The sequence below is a fragment of the Paeniglutamicibacter sp. NPDC012692 genome (assembly GCF_042901625.1).
Lineage (GTDB): Bacteria > Actinomycetota > Actinomycetes > Actinomycetales > Micrococcaceae > Paeniglutamicibacter.
This window is the reverse complement of the sequence record NZ_JBIBDE010000002.1, coordinates 355,924-374,416: the sequence shown is the minus strand read 5'-3', so window position 1 is coordinate 374,416 and position 18,493 is coordinate 355,924. Positions and strand designations below refer to the sequence as shown.

The following is an 18,493-nucleotide window of genomic DNA, read 5'->3' as shown; positions in this document are numbered from 1 at the left end:
GTGTTAATCGGACCAGTGGATGCGGCCGTCGATGACTGTCATCAATGTGTAAGTCGAGTGGAGTTCCAGGGGCGGGCAGGAAACCGGGTCGCGGTCAACGACGATGAAATCCGCCAGTTTTCCGGTTTCCAGGGTGCCCTTAAGGTGCTGCTCCCCGGTGGCCCGGGTGTGCGAGGTTGCCGCGGCATGCAGGGCCTGGGAACGGGTGAGGATCTCCTCGGGCTGCCAGCCCCCGGCGGGGAAACCGTTCGGGCGCTGGCGGGTGGTTCCCGCGTGGAGTCCGTGGAAGGGGTTGGTCCCCTCGACGGGTGCGTCGGAGCTGAAGGACACGGCTCCGCCCGCGTTCAGGATGCTGCCCCAGGCGTAGGAAAGGACGTCGTGGTCGCCCAGCAGGGAGTCGACCAGCTCGATGTCCGAGGTGCAGGAGGCGGGTTGCATGCAGGCAAGCGCGCCGCTGGCGGCAAGCCGGGGCAGGTCGCGGCGGGCGATGTGTTGGACGTGTTCGATCCGGTTTGAACCGGCGGGCATCGGGGAGCCGGCGCCGGCTGCCTGTTCGAAGGCGTCCAGGGCGTTGGAGACCGCGCGGTCGCCGATGGCGTGCACGGCGGCCGACAACCCGTTGTGGTTGGCCAGCTTGACCAGGCGGTTCAGCTCCTCGGGGGCGGTGACTGCCAGGCCCTCGGAACGGTCGTGCCCGTAGGGTGCGTGCATGAGGCAGGTGCCGGATGAGAGGGAGCCGTCGGAGAAGATCTTCACTCCGCCGCGACGCAGCCAAGGGTCTCCCTGTCCGGTGCGCACGCCCTGGTCGATGATTTGGTCCAGCACTGCGACGGGCATGATCTTGTTGACCCGCAGCGGAAGCTCGCGGCGCTCGTGCAGGTCGGAGAAGGCGGCCCAGGCGTCCATGCCGTCGATGTCGTGGATGGAGGTGATGCCTTGGCGGACCAGGGTGCGCAGCGCGGAGGGCAGCAGCGTTGCCAGGTCGTCCCGGGTGACCTCCTCGAGGGCCCGCCCCGCGTTGAATCCCGCCGCTTCCAGCAGGATGCCGGTGGCGGCACCGGATGCGTCGCGCACGATGGTCCCGCCGACGGGATCGGGGGTTGCCGCGTCGATGCCGAGGTATGCCAGTGCCGCGGAGTTCAGCCAGTAGGTGTGCAGGTCGGAGTGGTGCAGGGCCGTGGGATGGGATCCGGTGACGTAGTCGAGTTCGCGGCGGTCGGGAAGCTCCGCATGATCCCAGCCGCGGTGGTTCCAGCGTCCGCCGAAGATCCAGCTGGTGGCGTCCCCGGGTTCGAGCTGCGCGACGCGTTGGGCAACCAGCGCAACGGCCGCGGAACTCGAGGTGGCGGGGGAGAGGTCGACCTCCGCCTGGCGCAGTGCGAGCTGGGCGGTGTGGATGTGGCTGTCGGCCAGCCCGGGCATCGCGTGCGCCCCGCCCAGATCGATGCGCCGTGCCCGCGGGGCAAACTCCCGGGCCTCTCCGACGGATCCAAGGAACCGGATCCGGCCCTCCTCCGCGACCAGGGCGGATGCCATGGGGTTCTGCGGGTCGAGGGTATGGAAAACGGCATTCTCGTACACCGTGAACGTCATGCAGTGCCCCCATTGTGCGGTGATTTGTCGCCATTCGAAGCGCCTGTGCATCGAATACGTTGCACTGTATACCGCATACAGTTTCCGTTCAAGACATTTTGTGATCCATTCAACAGGCGGTGCAATTGTGACCTGGCGTGGGGATTTGCGGGTCTGCAATCCTGCCGGGAATGCAAAAGGCCGTGTCGGGAAACCCTGGGGGTTCCCGACACGGCCTTGTCGCGCGTTGTTCTAGACGGCTACTTTTGCGCCTTCTTTGCTGGCCATGGCCTTGCCGATGCGCGAGGTGCTGTTGAGCCAGTTGGCGGTCAGTGCGGCCTGTGCGGCCTTGAGGTCCTTCGCAACAAGTGCCTTGGCGATCGCCGAGTGCTCGGTCGCGGCTCGCTCGACGCGGTCCTTGGCTCCGACAAAGAACTTTTCGTAGCGTCGCAGCGCAACCTTGTGCGAGGCAATGGTCTCCAGGAGACGCCGGTTGGGGCACTTGGAGAGCAGGAGCTCGTGGAAGTCGTCATCGTGGCTGTTGACCTCTTCGGCCAGCGCCTCGGTGGCCGTGAATGCCTTCGCGGCATCCAGGATCCGTGGCGCAATCACGTTCAGCTCGTCCGCCGGGCTGAGTTCCAGCGCGAGGCACTCGAGGGCGGCAATGATCTGCACCGCCTCGGCGAAGTCGCGCTCGCTAATGGGGGCCCAGCGGAAGCCCTTGCCGGAAATGCGTGTAATGACGCCCTGCTGGGATAGCGATATGAGTGCCTCGCGCAATGGAGTCCGACTGACGCCGAGTTCCGCCGATAGCGTTACCTCGTTGATGCTCTCGCCCATATCGAATTCGCCTGCGCCGACGCGGTTCATGATTTCTGTTTCGATCTGTTCGCGCAGTGATTGGCGTTGAATTGCCACTGTCGCCCCCTGGTTCTCGATAGATGAAGCACCGGATTTGATCACCTCTATTGTACTAGAGACTGGGTTCAGTATACTGTATACAGAAATATGAGAGGAAGTTCACACATGGACGTGACGATTGGCCTGATTGTGAACCCAGTCGCCGGCCTCGGCGGCCGTTTGGCCCAGAAGGGCAGTGACGCCTCGGATATTCGCGATTTGGCCAAGCGCGCGGGGATCGATTCCCTGGCTCCTGAAAGGGCCGGACAAACAATCAGCCGTCTACTGGACGGGCTGGAATCATCCCGGGTTGCCGTGCGAATCCTCGCAGGTGCCGGAGAAATGGGAGCCGATGCGCTCGACGCAAGCATTCCCCACGAGACCGTCGCTTCGGGCGCTGTCCACCCGGGGGCTTCAAGTTCCGAAGACACCAAATCAATGGCGCGGAACATGGCGGACCGAGGCGTGGACCTATTGCTCTTTGCCGGGGGAGACGGCACGGCCCGCGACATCCTCGACGCCGTCGGAACCGGCATCCCTGTGCTGGGCATCCCCGCGGGCGTCAAGATCTACTCCGGCGTATTCGGCTTGACGCCTGCGGAAACCGGCGCTTTGGCTGCGGGTTGGCTGGCGAACCCGAACCGGGGCAGCGATGAACGCGAAGTCGTCGACATCGACGAGGACGAACTGCGCCAAGGCCTTGCGACCCCCAGCCTCTACGGGACGCTGCGGGTCCCCTCGGACTCCCGCCGGCTTCAACCTCGCAAGTCCGGCAGCCCCGCCTCCGACGTCAATGCGGCCCGCTCGTTGGGCATCGCTTTCGCAGCCACCATGGTCCCGGACCGGTTTTACGTGCTTGGCCCGGGCAGCACCACCATGGCCATCGGCAGCGCACTGGATTTGGAACTGACACGGCTGGGCGTTGATGTTGTCTGCAACGGCCGGCTGATCGCCGAAGACGTCGACGCGGATATGCTCAACGCGTTGGTGCCCGAAGAGGGTGCCACCGTCGTTGTCACCCCGCTGGGACAGCAAGGTTTTGTCATCGGGCGCGGCAACCAGCAGATCGACTACCGCGTGCTGCAACGCAGCGAGCTGAGGATCGTGGCCACGCCCTCCAAAATGATTTCCCTGGGCGGGCGACCGCTCTGGGTTGATTCGGGACATCCCGAACTGGACGCCACGATCTGTGGCTACGCCAAAATATTTACCGGGGCGAAAGCCGAAGTAATTTATCCCATCAGCAACACCGCTGATTCCCAAGTTCGAGCCTAAACACCACAAGGAGCAGTTCATGCGTTTGAAGGACAAGTCTGCAATCGTCACCGGCGGCGGATCCGGCATCGGCCGGGCCACTGCACTTGCCATGGCTGCCGAAGGCGCCAACGTCGCGATCTTCGACATCAACGAGGAAGCGGCACAGGCCGTTGCCGCCGAAGCCGCGGCATTCGGCGTCAAGACCCTTGGCCTGGCCGTCAACGTTGCACTGGATGAAGACGTGAAGCGCGGCGTGGCCACGGCCGCTGCCGAGTTCGGCACCGTCAACGTCCTGTTCAACAACGCTGGCATCATCCGCCGCGCCAACGTCATCGACACCACCCTTGAGGAATGGGACCAGGTCATGGGCGTGAACGTGCGCGGCCCGTTCCTGCTTTCCAAGTACGTGATCCCGTTGATGATCGCCGACGGCGGCGGAGCAATCGTCAACACCGGTTCCGGCTGGGGCCTCAAGGGCGGCGGCGACGCACTGTCCTACTGCACCTCCAAGGCGGCAGTGGTCAACATGACCCGCGCCCTGGCCATCGACCACGGACCGGACAACATCCGCGTGAACTCGGTGAACCCGGGCGACACCAACACCCCGATGCTGCGCGAGGAGGCCCGCCAGCTGTCGCAGGCCGAGGCCGCCTTCCTTGAGGAATCCAACGACCGCCCGCTCAAGCGCATGGGCACCCCAGAGGAAATCGCCGAGGCCGTCGTTTGGCTCGCCAGCGACGCCAGCAGCTACGTCACCGGCTCGGCCCTGGTTGTCGACGGCGGCGGCATCGCCTAACCACGAACGCAAGAAAAGTCCCGCAGTGCAAAGCCCAGGCTTCGCGCTGCGGGCTTATCCTGTCTCCTGCGGGGCAAAGCGACCACGGGAAACCCGGTTCAACAGCCATCATGCTTGGGTACATCGGTGGTCAGCGACTGGTGAGCTGATACGGGCCGCGAAGACTGTGAAGTTTGGCATTCAGCGCTGGATGTCGCACCGCCGGTTGCCGACGAGAAGCGAGCGCGTCGTATAACGAAAAACGCCCATGCAACCGTGTTTCGGCTGCGTGGGCGATTCGTTCGAACGGCTTCGAAGCTAGGACGTTGGCTGGCCCGCTGGCCAGGCATGGCCCTTGTCGAATCGTGCGCCTGCCGGATTCGACGGCATCAGCACGAAGATGAGGACGGCCAGCGACCCGAAGAACGGCACCAGGGCGAGCAGGTACAGCCAGCCGCTGAAGTTGCCGTCGTGGAAGCGGCGCACGATCAGCGCCAGGCCCGGGATGAATGTGGCAAGGCCGTAAAGGGTCAGCAGCAAGACGCCGGGCACGGCGCCCGGTGGCATCTCGGTGGAGTTCACCGGGACGTTGAATGCGCCACCCATGGCCATGATGGCCACCGCGACGAGCCCGACCAAAGCGTTGAACAGCGCGACCCACCAGTACTCGCTGCGGCTGGCGCGGCCGCTGAAGGTCGCATATTTCTTGAAGTACCGCTTGACGGCTTCACCGAAGCTGGCGCCGTAACGGGGCAGATCCAGGCTGTTTTGCGCGGTTGAAGCGTCGGGGTTCCCGTACGGGTTGGCAGGGTATGACATGGTGCGTGGTCCTCCATTGAAGTGAGTTTTCTAGATTGTTCGACCCGCAGCCCTGGCGTCGACGGGGCGGTGCTACATGCGGCGCTGCAAGTATTGCGACACTTGGCGTTGAAGTCCACAGGTGATGAGGGTCTTGTGTCAGCCAGCAGGGTGCACCGGCAGAGCCAGGGGGTGCCGTTCCAGGTGTTTCGGACACCGCAATCCTTGCTTCGCGCTAACTCGTCATGCCGATCCCGGACGCCACCTTGTTGCCCAGGAACTCCTTGATTGCCTCCGGGGCGATCGTTACGGCGAAGTAAATGATGAATCCAACAATCACTGCAATCAAGACAAAGAGGGCGATCTTAACAAGCTCGCGGAAGGTGAAATCGAAATCCACATCAACTTCTTTCTGGCTGCCACCTGCGGCACCTTATGGAATCTGTAATTTGGCTCCGAGGAGATCTCGGGAAATGAGCTGGCGACCGGCGGCAACCGAGTGTGGTCTCAATGTGAAATCCGGCATGACAAGGGATCGCACAGGATCGAAGGTCCCATCATGCCCCGCGCGGCCTCGATTGTGCTGAGTCTGACCACGCGGCAGGTGCCCGGGGTTTACCCTCACATAAAACCGCACGGAAACGAGTTGTCTGTTTCACGAGACTGACAACACGAATAGCGAAAGGCCGAGAGCCCTTCACCGCAACTGCCCGCCAAAACTATCACTCGGCACGGCCCTGACGTTCAATCGAAAGAGGTACAACCGGGGTATGACACTTCATCGATTTACTAGTCAGCCTCTCCTGAGCATGAGCACTCCAACGGGTAGCCATGTCAAAAGTCACTCCCACGGAGAGCTCTACGGATAGCGGTCATGAAGGATCCCTGAGAGGTCGTGCTGCCCTTGGTCGTCGCAGGCCGATCTTTCACCGAGTTGACGGCGACACGGCTTGCCGATGACGGCTTCACGTACGTCGTCGTAGACATCGCCCATTCGTTGCGAATGCGATTGCGCTATCTCTCGCGATGCGGGCGAGCCTGAAATCTTTTCGCAGGGACAAGTTGAAACGAATTCAGCCGGTCTTGCCCCGCAACAGATTTCGTTCAAACAAGCGCCGGTCGAATTTTCCTTGCGGCTACCCAATCGCAGCCCCTCGTTCGTCCGCCACGGGATGCGAGGCCTGGGTGTCCAAACGCGTGCATCTCGGCTATCAGTCGAGGCGTTGCTCGGTGAACATTTTCGACGAAGCGACCTCCGCGCGCCATCAATTCTACGTAGGTTCCGTGTCCTGCAATTTTCCCGTCCTGCAGGAGATGAATTCGGTCCATGCCGCACAAGGTCCGAGCCCGGTGAGACACAACTTTTGTTAGTCGTTTCTTTTTGGTGGCGATCCGAAGAGTGGCAGTGCGCCGGGCAACGATACCTGGACCAACGCGATCATGGTCGAGAACGTACGTGCGCCCGCACATGGCCATACGCATGTGGGCTGCCGCCGGTATTCCGGCGACAGCCCACATGGGTTATCCGTTGGTCATCTATCTGGCTAGCCCACCGAGACGGGCTCTTCAGCCAAACGCGCATCGGCGTTGCTGAAGTACTTCTTTTGGTACGAGCGCCAGGTGATGGCCCAGCGTTCCGGATCGTCCAGGTCATCGTGGTCGATGGCGTGGACAGTCTGGTTGTGCGGGGCGGTGCGCACCAGCTCGGGGTTCTCCCGGGCCTCGGTGGCGACCTGTGCCAGCGCGGCTACATATTCGTCGATTTCCGACTTGGAGTACGACTCGGTCGGCTCCAGTGTGAACGGCTGCGGAACCAGGTACGGGTGGTGGCTGGTCCAGTAGTGCATTCCATAATCGCTCATGCGGATGCCGATTTCCTCGGAGCTGATGCCGGTGTCCTCGAACAAGCCCTGCCACGAGTAGCGGACCTGCTCGATGCGGTGCTTGCCCTCGGCGTACGGTGCGCTGGCGCCCGGGATCTGGCGGACCAGGGCCAGCAGGTAGTTGTTGTTCAGCACGGCGATCTCCGCGACCTGGCGCAGGCCGGAGGCCCCCAGCGCCATGATCCAGGCGTAGGCGCGGACCACGTTCGGGGCGACGCCGAAGAACGGAGCGACCTTGCCGATGGACTTCTCGCCGCCGTAGTTCACGGTGAAGCCGGCCTCGGTTTTTTCGATGCGCGGGTTGGGCAGGAACGGGGCAAGCCGCTCCGAGACGGCGCTGGCGCCGGCACCCGGACCGCCGCTGGCGTGCGGGGTGGAGAAGGTCTTGTGCAGGTTGAAGTGGCACAGGTCGAACCCTGCGTCCGAGGCGCGGGTGATGCCCAGGATGCCGTTGGCGTTCGCCTGGTCGTAGGCCGCAAGGCCGCCGACCTCGTGGACGATCTCCACGAACTCGCGGATCTTGTCGTTGTAGATCCCGGTGTCTTCCGGGTTAGTGATCATCAGTGCCGCGGTGCGCGGGGAAACGGCTGCGCGCAGCGCCTCGATGTCCGGGTAGCCGTTGGCATCCGGCATCAGGGTGATGACCTTGAAGCCCGCGGCCTTGGCGCAGGCTGCGTTGGACGGGTGGGAGAAGATCGTGGTGATGACCTCGTCGCGCACCTGGCCCTCGCCGTTGGACTCGTGGAAGGCGCGGATCATGGAGATGTTGGCCCAGATCGCGGCGGAGCCGCCCTGGGTCTGCAGGCTCACCGAGTGCATGCCGGAGATCTCCGCGATCGCCTGTTCGGTGCGCCAGAAGATCTCCAGCACGCCCTGCAGCGAGGCCTCGTCCTGCATCGGGTGCAGTTCGGAGAGCTTCGGGGTGCGGATGATCGTCTCGTTGACCTTGGGGCTGTACTTCATGGTGCAGGTGCCCTGGCCGATGTCGACGTTGAAGTCGGCACCCAGGTTCTCCTGGCTGATGCGCAGGTAGTGGCGGACCACGCGCATCTGGGCCAGCTCGGGAAGCGCGGGGGCGCTGGAGCGGCGCAGCGAGGAGAGCTGGTCCTCGATGCCGCCCAGGGCCTCGACGGCGGCCGGCTCGGCCTGCGAGACAAGGATGCCGCGCTCGCCCGGGGTGCTGAGTTCGAAGATGATCGGCTCATCCCAACGGGCCTGGTGGAACCGGCGGTGGGCTGGCTTGGGGCTGACTGGAAGGGCCATTGTTACTTCTCCTTCAGGAAATCGGTGAGGGCTGAGACCAGGGTGTCGATGTGTGCCGTGGTGATGCGTTCGGTGACGCAGACCAGCAGGTTGTTTTCGCCGATGACCACGCCCGGCTCGATGTCGCGAGCGCGCAGGGCCGTGACAACCTCGGCCGCGGTCTTGCCGGAAGCCGAGAGGTCGAGTACGAATTCGCGGAAGTGTGCGGCTGAGTCGCCCAGTGCCACGCCGTCGATGGCGGCGAGCTGCTGCTGGGCGTAGGCGGTGCGTGCCAGGACGGTGTTGCCCAGGTCGGACATGCCGGTCGGGCCCATCGACGCCAGGTAGACGCCGGCGGCGATGCCCCAAAGCGCTGCGGCGGTGCCGACCCATTCCTTGCCCTCTTCGCGCAGGGCGAAGGAGGTGCGGTCCCAAGCGACGTCGCCGAAGCCGTATTCACCCTCGACGGACGTGCTGGCCAGGCCGAAGAGGCGCGACGGCATTTCCATGACGAACTTCGGGTCGTCGTGCACGGCGATGAAGCCGCCGCGTCCGCCGCCGAACCACTGGTGGATGCCCAGGGACTGGATGTCGCCGCAGACAATGTCGGCTCCCCAGTCGGCCGGGGGAGTGAGGCTGCCGCAGGCGATCGGGTCGGTGCCCACGACCAGGAGTGCGCCGAACTCGTGCGCCAGGTCGGCGATGGCCCGGCCGGAGGTCTCCAGCACGCCGTGGAAGCTCGGGGTCTGGATCCAGACGGCCGAGGTCTCGGAGTCGACCGCTGCCGCAAGCGCGGCGGTGTCGACCAGGCCGTTGGCGGTGGGCACGAAGACCAGCTCGGTGTGGCTGCGTACGTAGTCGGTGACCTTGGAGAGCAGGTCCGGATTCACGTCGGAGGCGACGACGATCTTCGAGCGTCCGGTGATGCGTCCGGCCATGGCCAGCGCCGTGGCGGTTGCCTGCATGCCGTCGTAGGTCGGCACGTTGACCACGTCCATGTTGAGCATTTCGCCCATCATGGAGGTGTATTCGAACAGCGCCTGGAAGCGGCCGTGGTCCTCGTAGGGCTCGCCCGCGTAGGCGGTGAGGAACTCGCTGCGGTTGATGACCTCGTCCACGACGGACGGCACGTAGTGGTTGTACACGCCGGCGCCCAGGAAGCTGATGACCTCGCGGGTGCTGCGGTTCTTGTTCAGCAGGCCGGTGACGTGCTCTTCCAGCTCGGCCTCGGCAAGGAACGGCTCCGGCAGGTTCAGCAGGCCCTTGACGCGCAGGCTCTGGGGAATGTCCTCGTAGAATTCCTCGATGCTGGATGCCCCGGTGACGGCGAGCATTTCCTCGATGACCGAAGGCACCGTGTTGGGAATGTAGGGGTGAACTGTGGAATTTTGCATGGAAGGTCGCCTCCTGCTTTTGTCATGACCCGGGTGCATGAACCGTGGTTCGAAGCGCGGGATAACTTTGGTGAAATTCTGTATACAGTGCACATTATGCGGATTCGAAGTGAGAGTCAATTGTGACCCACGCCGCTTTTGGCTCGGCGACGCCCTGTGACATTTTTGTTTGGTTCTGGTGGGAAAAGTGAGAAAGCTATCCCAATTGTTCTGAATACTGTGTACAGTGTCGTCAACAAACGAGGTCTTCCTGATGACAAGGAGCTCCACAATGATCAAACCCGCAAAGCTGGCCGTACCGGCCCTTGCACTCGCCCTGTTGACCGGCTGCGCCGGCGGCGGAGTCCCCGCGCAGAGTGGCGCGACACTCAAGCCGAACGCCGAAGTATCAGGCGAAATCACCGTCTGGAGCTGGGACGTCGCCGCGACCGCGCTGAAGCGGCTGGCCACCTCCTACTCCGCCGAACACCCGGGCACCACCATCAAGGTCGTGGACATCGGGTACGACAACGCATACGACAAGATGTCGGTTTCCCTGCAGGCCAACAGCGGGTTGCCCGATGTCATCACCGTCGAAACCGACCGGATGCCGGCCTACGTCACCCAGTTCCCCAAGGGGTTCACCGACCTGGCGCCGCTCATCGACGGCGCAACCAAGGACTTCGACCCGTCGAAGATCGCGGCGTCCTCGGACAAGGGCGGGCGCCTGCTGTCCCTGCCGTGGGATTCCGGAACCGTCGGACTGTTCGTGCGCACCGACTACTTCGCCGAGGTGGATATTGACCCGGCCTCGATCAAGAGCTGGGACGACCTGGTCACGGCCGGCGAAACCATCAAGAAGAAGACCGGCCACACGCTGATCTCCACCGACCTGTCGGGCGGCGGAATCTTCTCCATGCTGCTCCAGCAGCAGGGCAAGGGCACCTTCAACGCCGCGGGCGAGATCGACCTGAACTCGCCGGAGGCGGTGCAGGCGCTGACCCTGATGAAGACCATGAACGAAAAGGGCCTGCTGCACAACGTCAAGGGCTGGGACGGACAGGTCACCGCCGCCAAGGACGGCAAGTCCGCGGTCAACCCGGAAGCGGTCTGGTGGATCGGCACGCTGACCGGCGAAGCCCCCGAGCTGTCCGGGAAGTACGGCGTGCAGCCGTTGCCGGCGTTCACCACCGGAGGCGGAACCACCTCCAACAACGGCGGATCGACCCTGGCCGTTCCCACCCAGGCCAAGAACCCCGAGCTGGCAGGCTCGTTCGTCAAGTACGTGCTGGCCAACAAGGACAACCAGGTCTCGATGATGAAGGACGAGGGCCTGTTCCCGTCCTACCTGCCGGCCTTCACCGACCCGCTCTTCGCCGAGCCGCAGGAGTACTTCGGCGGCGAGAAGGTCTACCAGCTCTTCGCCGAGCAGACCGCCAAGATCCCCGCGGGCACGACCAACAGCGACAGCGCCAAGGCCGGGGACATCGTGGCAAACGCGGTGGTCTCCTCAGTGCTGAACGGCGCCGACCCGGCGGCGGAGCTGAAGTCCGCAGCCGAGCAGATCGCCACCGCGACCGGTCGCAAGATCGCGCAGTAACACCATGACCACCACGCTGACGCGGCCCTCCGAATCAAAGGAGGGCCGCTCCACGGCCCGCGCGGCAGCAGGCAAGGCGGCGCGGCGGGCAGCCCGCCGCCACCGCCCCGGCTACTTCTTCATCCTGCCGGCGCTTGCCCTGTTCGCCCTGTTCTTCGTCTACCCGCTGGTTTCCTCGTTCATCCAGAGCTTCCAGTCGATTTCCGGCGGGGAAACCAGCTGGGTGGGACTGGCCCAGTACCAGCGCCTGTTCGAGGATCCGCTGGTGGCGCAGAGCCTGTTCAACGTCTTTTTGATCCTGGCGATCCAGGTGCCCCTGATGGTGTGCATCGCGATCGGGTTGGCCTACATCCTGAACCAGAGCTGGGTCCGCTTCCGGACCGGGTTCCGGGCCATCTACTTCCTGCCCGCGGTGACCACGCTGGTGGCCTACTCGCTGGTCTTCCGGGTCATGCTGGCCACCGACGGGGGCGCGGCCAACCAGATGCTGGGCATGTTCGGGATGGACCCGATCGACTGGCTCAACTCCGAGGGCTGGGCACGGGTGGCGCTGATCGCCTCCATCACCTGGCGCTGGACCGGATACAACATGATCATCATCCTGGCCGGCCTGCAGGCGATCCCCGCCGAGCAATACGAGGCCGCACGGATCGACGGGGCCGGACGCTGGGCCATATTCTCCCGGATCGTCGTGCCGCAGCTGCGCCCGGTGATCCTGTTCAGCAGCATCACCTCGACGATCGGCGCGCTGCAGCTCTTCGACGAGAACTTCATCCTGACCGGCGGCGGGCCCAACAACGCCACGCTGACGCCGGTGCTGTACCTCTACAAGGTCGGCTTCCAGCAATTCGACTTCGGCTACGCCTCCGCCATCGCCTGGCTGGTCGTGGCCATCATCGCGGTCATCTCACTCATCCAATTCCGAATCATGAGGGACAAGTCATGATGCAGATCCTCCGCCGTTCCCCGCTCTATGTCCTGCTGGTGCTCGGGGCGGTGGCCAGCCTGGTTCCGTTCCTCTGGATGGTCATCGCCTCGACCCACACCACGGCGTCGATCTTTGCCACGCCGATGCCCCTGCTTCCCGGGGGAGAGCTGTGGAACAACCTGGCCCGGCTCCAGGCCGACACCGGTTTTGCCCGGGTCATGCTCAACAGCGTGCTGGTGGCCGTGATCTACACGGCCTTCTCCTGCATCGTCAGCGCCATGTGCGGGTACGGACTGGCCAAGTACCGGTTCCGCGGCCGCGGCCTGATGCTTGGCGGCGTGCTGCTGACCATGATGATTCCCGGCCAGGTGCTGCTGGTGCCGCTGTTCCAGATGATGGCCAGCGTCGGCTGGATCAACAGCTTCCAGGCGCTGATCCTGCCGTTCCTGGCCAACGCCTTCGGCATCTTCCTGATGCGCCAGGCCTTCCTCGACTTCCCGGACAGCCTGATCGAGTCCGCGCGGATCGACGGCGCCAGCGAGATCAAGACGTTCTACCGGATCGTGCTTCCGGTGGCCCGGCCGCAGCTGGCGGCCCTGGTGATCTACACGTTCATCAGCCAGTGGAATTCCTTCATCTGGCCGCTGCTGATGCTCAACAGCGAGGAGAAGTACACGCTGCCGGTGGCGCTGAACACCATGGTGGGGCTGTCGCGCGTGGACTACTCGGGGCTGATGCTCGGCTCCCTGCTGGCGACCCTGCCGCTGCTCATCGTCTTCCTGCTCTTCCAGAAGCAGTTCATCTCCGGGCTCATGGGCGGAGCGGTCAAGGGCTAGGCGGTCAATGCGAAGTGGGGCTGTCGGATTTTTTCAAGACCGGCCCGCCCGTCCGCGTTTCACTGGAGATGTTGGCAGCCCACCGCACCTGGAAAAGGAACCCGATCATGTCCACGCAACCCACACAGTCCCCGGCGACAGGCAACCACACCACGGCCGGAGTCCCGCACGGCTACACCTCGCTGACGCCGTTCATCGTCGTCGAACCGGCGCACCAGGCCATCGAGTTCTACCGGGAGGTCTTCGGGGCGACACCGCTTTCGGTGATGCCCGGAGCCCCGCGGGAGGATGGCAGCCCGACGGTGTCGCACGCCGAGCTCGATTTCGGCAACGGAATGCTGCAGCTGTCGGATCCGCAACCGGGCTACGGCCTGGTGGCGGCGGACGCGCAACACACCAACAACTCGATTGCCCTCTATGTCCGGGACGTGGATGCCGTCTTTGCCGCGGCCACCGAGCACGGGGCCACTGCCGTGGAGCAGCCCGCCGACTTCGTGTCGGGGGACCGCTTTGCCACGTTCGTCGACCCGTTCGGGCGGCGCTGGAGCGTGATGACCCGGATCGAGGACCTCTCCCGGGAGGAATCCGAAAGCAGGGTCATGAAGTGGCTTGAATCGTTCACCGCGGACGCCGGCAAATAGGGACGGCCCGCAGCACACCTTGGACCGGGGCTCCGGCTAGCGGCCGGGGCCCCGGTCGTTTACCTGCCTCAGGTATTCCCCGGGGCTCATGCCCGTCACCGCCGCGAAGTCCCGGGTGAAGTGCGCCTGGTCCGCATAGCCCAGGGCGTAGGCCACGTGCGACAGGTCCGGGCCCATCCCGCGGCCGATCAGCGCCGCGGCTTCCTGGAGCCGGTGGCGCTGCAGCAGCCACTTCGGGGTCAGCCCCAGGCGCGAGCGCACCAGGCGCTGCAGGCGGCGTTCGCCGATCTGCCACCTCTCGGTGAGCTGTTGCACGCGTTGCAGCCCGGGGGTGGTTTCGATGTCCCGGCAGATCCGGTTGACCAGCAGCCCGTCCTCGTCCGCACCGTCGGGAAGCCGCGCGAGCAGCCATTCCTCAAAGAGCCCGATCGCCGCTGCCTGCTGCCGTTCGGGCGTTCCCGCCGCTTGCAGGGCCGCATCGATCGGCACCGCGCAGTCCAGGCCGATGTCGCCTTCGGGCAGCGAGGAATCCACGATCTCGTGCATCGGCCGCGGGCTGAGCAGCGCGCCCGCGGCCGGGCGCAACAGCACGCCCAGGGCGCTCCCGCATCCGGAAAGCCGCTTGGTCGAGAGCCGGGTGACCGGACCGTACAGCGTTCCGGTGCCGTCCTCGATGACCAGGTTGCAGGCGGGATAAGTGAGGATGCGTTGTTCGTGGTCCGCGTCCGCGGGAATCTCCCAGCGGGCCACCCAGTAGTGGCCCACGAGTTCACCCAGCCGTGGATTCGGATCGATGCGCTCGACATGGGCCCACCCGGTGCCGGTGGGCAGCAGCGGGCCGCGCGGGGTATCCATGGCCCCCATTATTCCCCGCCCGGGAACCATGCCGGAATCCTCGAAAATTGCTGCTCGGCGCGGGGCGGCAGATGGCGGCCGAGACTAGAATTGCGTCAACTCGCAACGAACCGGGGGTGTCCCTCATGCGCAACACGAAGTCTTCAGGTCTCCACGTCGCCGGGCGATTGGTGCTGGCGGGGACGCTGGCCATCGCGTTGGTCACGGGCATGGCTCCGATGTCGCAGGCGCACGTCGAAGGTGGCCTTGCAAGCAGTGCGATCCCGGACGCAGCACCCGCCTCGGCGCTTCCGGCCGCCGTCCCCGCGGCGGCGCCCACCCCGAAGCAGGCGTTGGCCAAGCTGACCCTGGAGCAACGTGTCGGGCAGGTCCTCATGATGGGCGTTCCCGCGACCGGCGCCGGCAAATCGGACCTTTCGACCCTGACCAGGTACAAGATCGGCAACGTGTTCCTCAAGGGCCGCAGCTCTGCGGGGGTCAAGTCCACCAAGGCGGTCGTGGCAAAAATCAGCGCGACGGTCAGTGCCTCGAGCACCGGCGGACAGAAGCGCTTCGTCGCCACGGACCAGGAGGGCGGCAACGTCCAGGTGCTCAAGGGTCCCGGCTTCTCCGTCATGCCCACCGCGTTGCGCCAGGGCACGTGGTCGACCACGACCATTCGTTCCAACGCGACGACCTGGGCCAAGCAGCTGAGTGCGGCGGGCATCAACGTCAACCTGGCACCCGTTGCCGACACCGTCCCCAGCGCGGCATTCGCCCCCTACAATTCCCCGATCGGCTACTGGCACCGCGAATTCGGCTACACCTCGGGACACGTGGCCAACGACGTGGCGGCGTTTGCGCAGGGGATGCGCGCCGGGGGAGTCGCCCCGGTGGTCAAGCACTTCCCGGGGTTGGGCCGGGTCACCAGGAACACCGACACCTCCTCGAACGTCAAGGACACGACCACCACCCGGACCAGCGCCTACATCAAGCCTTTTGCCAAGGCCGTTGCCGGCGGCACGCGGTGGGTCATGGTGTCCAACGCCTACTACACCAAGATCGATGCGGGGCACCCCGGGCCGTTTTCCTCCACCATCATGAAGACCATGCTGCGCAAGGACCTCGGCTTCACCGGCATCGTCGTCTCGGATGACATGTGCACGGCCCGGCAGCTCTCGCCCTGGAGCTACGCCACCCGGGCGAAGAACTTCTTCAAGGCCGGCGGGACCATGATGCTGTGTGTCAACGCGGCAGCCATCCCGTCGATCCACCAGGCGCTGGTGGCAGAGGCCAAGGCCAGCCCTGCGTTCCGGGCCAAGATCGACGCCGCGGCGCTGGAGGTGTTGGAAACCCGGGCAGGCAAATAGCACGGGCCTGTTTACCCGGTGTTCCTCCCGAAGTCCGGGGGACCGGTGGCAGAATCGAAGGCATGGAGATCCAACCGGATAACCAGCGTCCCCCGGAGCCGGCGGAGACCCGCCTGCGCGTTGAAAGCTGGGCGCTGTGGTTGGGGCTGGCCTGGACCGTGGCGGGAACACTGGCCGGATTCATCGGCTTTGCCAGGTACCGCCCGAATCTGGCGGGCTCGGGTTCGGTGGCCCTCTACGCGGCAATCGTTGCAGCATTCGCCGCGACGTCCGGAAGCCTGACGGGGTATCTCAGAATCCTTGTCCTCACGCAACCGTGGTTGAGGGGCTTCCCGTTGTACAGGCAGATCACCAACGCCGTCGCGCTGGTGATCATCCATGCTGCGATCTCCGTCATGGCCGCGCTGGTCACCTTCCGGATCTTCCAGAACTCCTTCCTGGGTCTCACGGTCGACCGCTATGCGGGAGGACTCATGGTGGGGGTCTGTGCGGGCATCGCGGGATACATCGCGCTGACCTCGGCCGCGCGGCTGACGGCACAAAGCCTTTCCACGTTGCTGGCGGTGTTCCTGGCCACCGGCGTCTTCATCAGCATGCTGGCGGCCGACAACCCACTGTGGTGGACCGGCATGTTCTCGACCCTCGGGACCTGGCAGTCGGGATTGACGTCCTTCTGGACGTTCAATGTCACCCTGGTGGTGTCCGGGCTGGTGCTGAGCACGCTGACCGCATTCATCGTGCGGGACCTGAGCCTCATGGCCAGGCTGCACGACGACTATGCCAGGGCCATGGGCCGCCCGCCGGCGCGGTTCATGCGCCCGCGCCCGGCCGTGGTGCGGGTCTGCCTGCTGGGAGTGGGGATCTGCACCATGGGCATCGGGCTGGTCCCCATCGACGTGGCCGAACCCGTGCACTCCTGGCTGGCGCGGCTGGCCGTCGGGTTCATCGCGGTGCTGCTCCTGGGCGCCGCATTTTGGCTGCCGGGGTTCCCGGTGGCCTTCCACCTGTTCACGCTGGCTTGCCTGCTGGGCATCACCGGGGCCGCGCTGCTGTGGCGCCCGCTGCGTTACTACGACCTGACGGCCTTTGAGCTGGCCATCGTGGGCACCACCATCGGCTGGCTGGCGGTCTTCGTGCGGACCACCTCCGCCGCGCTCGCCGTCGACGAAAAGGCCCTGGAACGGGCCGTTGCCGTCAACGGCTAGCCTGCCGGCGGCATGCCTAGGCCGATTGGCCCAGGTCCCGTTTCCGGTTTTCGCGCATGATGTGCCGGATGCACCCGACCTTGCTCGCCGTCAGCTCCGCCTCGATGTGCTGTTCAAGGGCCACTGCCTGGGCTTCCCAGTCGACGGAACGTGCGCCCTTGCGGCGTTTCCTGGCGGCATGGGCCGCCAGCGCGTCCTGCGCGTAGGCAATGAATGCCTGCGGCCGGGCCGCACGTATCATGTCGAAGGCCTCGATGGGGGAGTACCCGCGATCCAGCAGGATCGCGAATCCCATGGAGGGACCGCGGTTGATCCCCATGTGGCAGTGGGCCAGCACCTTGCCGCCGTTGCGCGCCGCGCGCCGGGCGAAGCGCACCCCCTTGTCGAAGACCTCCGGCGGGACCACGTGTCCGTCCTCGTCGGTGGTGCCGACCGACAGGTAGGCGATCTTGGCGGCCTCCCAGATCTCCGAGTCCTCCGCCTCGCAGCGCAGGTCGATGATGTGGGTGATGTCCGCGTCGATGATCTCCAGAACCTGCGCGATCATGACCTGGCCGTCGTAGTCCAGGTCCCCTCCGACTGCCAGGTCGGCGGTCACCCAGTTGAGGTTGGCAAGCATGTCACTTGCCCGTGGCCTTGCGCTGGCGCTCGGTGAACACCGATCCCAGGAGAACCTCGTCCACGTCGGCCCCGCGGCTGCGGGCCCGACGTGCCGTGCTGGTCAGTTGGCTGTATGCGTCCATGGCTTCCGCGGCGGTTTCCCGTGTGTAGGTCAGGGAACGCTCGGGGGAGATGCCCAGGCTGGTGCCGATCTCGACGGCATCCTGGTCGCAGCCCATGTAGGAGATGATCCACTTGTCGACCTCTTCCTGGGCCTGGACCATGTCCCGGATGGCCCTGCGGGAGTACTTGGTGGACGCGTTCTCCAGCCCGTCGGTGGCGATGTTCAGGTGCACGATTCCCGGGCGCTTCTCGGCGGGCATCGCGGCAATGCGCTTGCGGGTCTCGGTGATGGTCCTGGCGATCGAATCGAACAGGGCGGTGGAGCCTCGTGGTTCCAGAATGAAGGGTGGAACCTCATCCAAGGGCTTGTCCAGGTAGACGTCCTCATAGACGTTGTCGAACTGGTGAAGCGACGCGAGCGCGGTGCCCGCTTCGGCCCGCTGCTTGGCGACGTAGGCGTTCAGGCCGCCCTCGATGTCTTCCTTGATGTCGTACATGGAGCCGGAACGGTCAAGCAGGAAGACGAGCAGGGCGGTGTCTTTGTTGGTCATGGCTA

At 64.9% G+C, this 18,493-nt stretch carries 17 protein-coding genes; 8 read left to right on the top strand and 9 right to left on the bottom strand.

Annotated elements, in window-relative coordinates:
* Positions 1-3: 3 nt before the first annotated feature.
* Positions 4-1,593: an amidohydrolase gene (locus ACFY5D_RS09885; protein WP_387528547.1), complete on the bottom strand. Its 1,590-nt coding sequence runs from the start codon at positions 1,591-1,593 to the stop codon at positions 4-6.
* Between the two features lie 231 nt (positions 1,594-1,824).
* A complete protein-coding gene (locus ACFY5D_RS09880; protein WP_387528545.1) occupies positions 1,825-2,490 on the bottom strand; it encodes a GntR family transcriptional regulator in 666 nt (221 codons plus the stop codon).
* A 108-nt stretch (positions 2,491-2,598) separates the two neighbouring features.
* Between ACFY5D_RS09880 and ACFY5D_RS09875 the strand changes: the two genes are divergently transcribed.
* Complete coding sequence (locus ACFY5D_RS09875; RefSeq protein ID WP_387528542.1) at positions 2,599-3,747, top strand: ATP-NAD kinase family protein; 1,149 nt, start codon at positions 2,599-2,601, stop codon at positions 3,745-3,747.
* Positions 3,748-3,766: 19 nt separating this feature from the next.
* Entirely contained in the window at positions 3,767-4,525 is a 759-nt protein-coding gene (locus ACFY5D_RS09870; protein WP_387528539.1) for an SDR family NAD(P)-dependent oxidoreductase, read from the top strand.
* Positions 4,526-4,822: 297 nt separating this feature from the next.
* Here ACFY5D_RS09870 and ACFY5D_RS09865 read toward each other — a convergent pair whose 3' ends face one another.
* The 4 genes from ACFY5D_RS09865 to gcvPA all read right to left on the bottom strand — a co-directional run bounded on the left by ACFY5D_RS09865 (position 4,823) and on the right by gcvPA (position 9,821).
* Entirely contained in the window at positions 4,823-5,323 is a 501-nt protein-coding gene (locus tag ACFY5D_RS09865; protein WP_387528536.1) for a DUF805 domain-containing protein, read from the bottom strand.
* Positions 5,324-5,537: 214 nt separating this feature from the next.
* Complete coding sequence (locus tag ACFY5D_RS09860; RefSeq protein ID WP_387528533.1) at positions 5,538-5,702, bottom strand: hypothetical protein; 165 nt, start codon at positions 5,700-5,702, stop codon at positions 5,538-5,540.
* 1,144 nt (positions 5,703-6,846) lie between these two features.
* Entirely contained in the window at positions 6,847-8,448 is a 1,602-nt protein-coding gene (gcvPB, locus tag ACFY5D_RS09855) for an aminomethyl-transferring glycine dehydrogenase subunit GcvPB (RefSeq protein WP_387528530.1), read from the bottom strand.
* A 2-nt stretch (positions 8,449-8,450) separates the two neighbouring features.
* Positions 8,451-9,821: an aminomethyl-transferring glycine dehydrogenase subunit GcvPA gene (gene gcvPA / locus ACFY5D_RS09850; protein WP_387528528.1), complete on the bottom strand. Its 1,371-nt coding sequence runs from the start codon at positions 9,819-9,821 to the stop codon at positions 8,451-8,453.
* A 271-nt stretch (positions 9,822-10,092) separates the two neighbouring features.
* Between gcvPA and ACFY5D_RS09845 the strand changes: the two genes are divergently transcribed.
* From ACFY5D_RS09845 to ACFY5D_RS09830, 4 genes are all read left to right on the top strand, one after another.
* The gene (locus ACFY5D_RS09845) at positions 10,093-11,400 is read left to right on the top strand and encodes an ABC transporter substrate-binding protein (protein WP_387528525.1); all 1,308 of its coding nucleotides are present in this window, start codon (positions 10,093-10,095) and stop codon (positions 11,398-11,400) included.
* A 4-nt stretch (positions 11,401-11,404) separates the two neighbouring features.
* Entirely contained in the window at positions 11,405-12,346 is a 942-nt protein-coding gene (locus ACFY5D_RS09840; RefSeq protein ID WP_387528522.1) for a carbohydrate ABC transporter permease, read from the top strand.
* Positions 12,343-13,164 carry a carbohydrate ABC transporter permease gene (locus ACFY5D_RS09835; protein ID WP_387528519.1) on the top strand — a complete coding sequence of 274 codons (822 nt, stop codon included), beginning with the start codon at positions 12,343-12,345 and terminating at the stop codon, positions 13,162-13,164. Before ACFY5D_RS09840 ends, ACFY5D_RS09835 begins: the two co-directional genes overlap by 4 nt.
* 107 nt (positions 13,165-13,271) lie before the next feature.
* A complete protein-coding gene (locus tag ACFY5D_RS09830) occupies positions 13,272-13,805 on the top strand; it encodes a VOC family protein (protein ID WP_387528516.1) in 534 nt (177 codons plus the stop codon).
* 36 nt (positions 13,806-13,841) lie between these two features.
* Here ACFY5D_RS09830 and ACFY5D_RS09825 read toward each other — a convergent pair whose 3' ends face one another.
* Complete coding sequence (locus ACFY5D_RS09825) at positions 13,842-14,660, bottom strand: helix-turn-helix domain-containing protein (RefSeq protein ID WP_387528513.1); 819 nt, start codon at positions 14,658-14,660, stop codon at positions 13,842-13,844.
* A 125-nt stretch (positions 14,661-14,785) separates the two neighbouring features.
* Between ACFY5D_RS09825 and ACFY5D_RS09820 the strand changes: the two genes are divergently transcribed.
* Together ACFY5D_RS09820 and ACFY5D_RS09815 are read left to right on the top strand one after the other, a co-directional pair.
* Complete coding sequence (locus ACFY5D_RS09820) at positions 14,786-16,009, top strand: glycoside hydrolase family 3 N-terminal domain-containing protein (RefSeq protein WP_387528511.1); 1,224 nt, start codon at positions 14,786-14,788, stop codon at positions 16,007-16,009.
* A 62-nt stretch (positions 16,010-16,071) separates the two neighbouring features.
* Positions 16,072-17,214 carry a hypothetical protein gene (locus ACFY5D_RS09815; protein ID WP_387528508.1) on the top strand — a complete coding sequence of 381 codons (1,143 nt, stop codon included), beginning with the start codon at positions 16,072-16,074 and terminating at the stop codon, positions 17,212-17,214.
* Between the two features lie 16 nt (positions 17,215-17,230).
* Here the strand turns inward: ACFY5D_RS09815 and ACFY5D_RS09810 are convergent, their stop codons facing one another.
* Together ACFY5D_RS09810 and ACFY5D_RS09805 are read right to left on the bottom strand one after the other, a co-directional pair.
* Entirely contained in the window at positions 17,231-17,833 is a 603-nt protein-coding gene (locus ACFY5D_RS09810) for a dual specificity protein phosphatase family protein (RefSeq protein ID WP_387528505.1), read from the bottom strand.
* 1 nt (position 17,834) lies between these two features.
* Positions 17,835-18,488: a VWA domain-containing protein gene (locus ACFY5D_RS09805; RefSeq protein WP_387528502.1), complete on the bottom strand. Its 654-nt coding sequence runs from the start codon at positions 18,486-18,488 to the stop codon at positions 17,835-17,837.
* Between the last annotated feature and the right edge of the window lie 5 nt (positions 18,489-18,493).

What these genes read in the sequence shown, in the direction of transcription:
- ACFY5D_RS09885 (WP_387528547.1), bottom strand. Translation starts at nt 1,593, where the DNA reads ATGACGTTCACGGTGTACGAGAATGCCGTTTTCCATACCCTCGACCCG.
- ACFY5D_RS09875 (WP_387528542.1), top strand. Translation starts at nt 2,599, where the DNA reads ATGGACGTGACGATTGGCCTGATTGTGAACCCAGTCGCCGGCCTCGGC.
- ACFY5D_RS09870 (WP_387528539.1), top strand. Translation starts at nt 3,767, where the DNA reads ATGCGTTTGAAGGACAAGTCTGCAATCGTCACCGGCGGCGGATCCGGC.
- ACFY5D_RS09865 (WP_387528536.1), bottom strand. Translation starts at nt 5,323, where the DNA reads ATGTCATACCCTGCCAACCCGTACGGGAACCCCGACGCTTCAACCGCG.
- gcvPB (WP_387528530.1), bottom strand. Translation starts at nt 8,448, where the DNA reads ATGGCCCTTCCAGTCAGCCCCAAGCCAGCCCACCGCCGGTTCCACCAG.
- gcvPA (WP_387528528.1), bottom strand. Translation starts at nt 9,821, where the DNA reads ATGCAAAATTCCACAGTTCACCCCTACATTCCCAACACGGTGCCTTCG.
- ACFY5D_RS09845 (WP_387528525.1), top strand. Translation starts at nt 10,093, where the DNA reads ATGATCAAACCCGCAAAGCTGGCCGTACCGGCCCTTGCACTCGCCCTG.
- ACFY5D_RS09840 (WP_387528522.1), top strand. Translation starts at nt 11,405, where the DNA reads ATGACCACCACGCTGACGCGGCCCTCCGAATCAAAGGAGGGCCGCTCC.
- ACFY5D_RS09835 (WP_387528519.1), top strand. Translation starts at nt 12,343, where the DNA reads ATGATGCAGATCCTCCGCCGTTCCCCGCTCTATGTCCTGCTGGTGCTC.
- ACFY5D_RS09830 (WP_387528516.1), top strand. Translation starts at nt 13,272, where the DNA reads ATGTCCACGCAACCCACACAGTCCCCGGCGACAGGCAACCACACCACG.
- ACFY5D_RS09825 (WP_387528513.1), bottom strand. Translation starts at nt 14,660, where the DNA reads ATGGATACCCCGCGCGGCCCGCTGCTGCCCACCGGCACCGGGTGGGCC.
- ACFY5D_RS09820 (WP_387528511.1), top strand. Translation starts at nt 14,786, where the DNA reads ATGCGCAACACGAAGTCTTCAGGTCTCCACGTCGCCGGGCGATTGGTG.
- ACFY5D_RS09815 (WP_387528508.1), top strand. Translation starts at nt 16,072, where the DNA reads ATGGAGATCCAACCGGATAACCAGCGTCCCCCGGAGCCGGCGGAGACC.
- ACFY5D_RS09810 (WP_387528505.1), bottom strand. Translation starts at nt 17,833, where the DNA reads ATGCTTGCCAACCTCAACTGGGTGACCGCCGACCTGGCAGTCGGAGGG.
- ACFY5D_RS09805 (WP_387528502.1), bottom strand. Translation starts at nt 18,488, where the DNA reads ATGACCAACAAAGACACCGCCCTGCTCGTCTTCCTGCTTGACCGTTCC.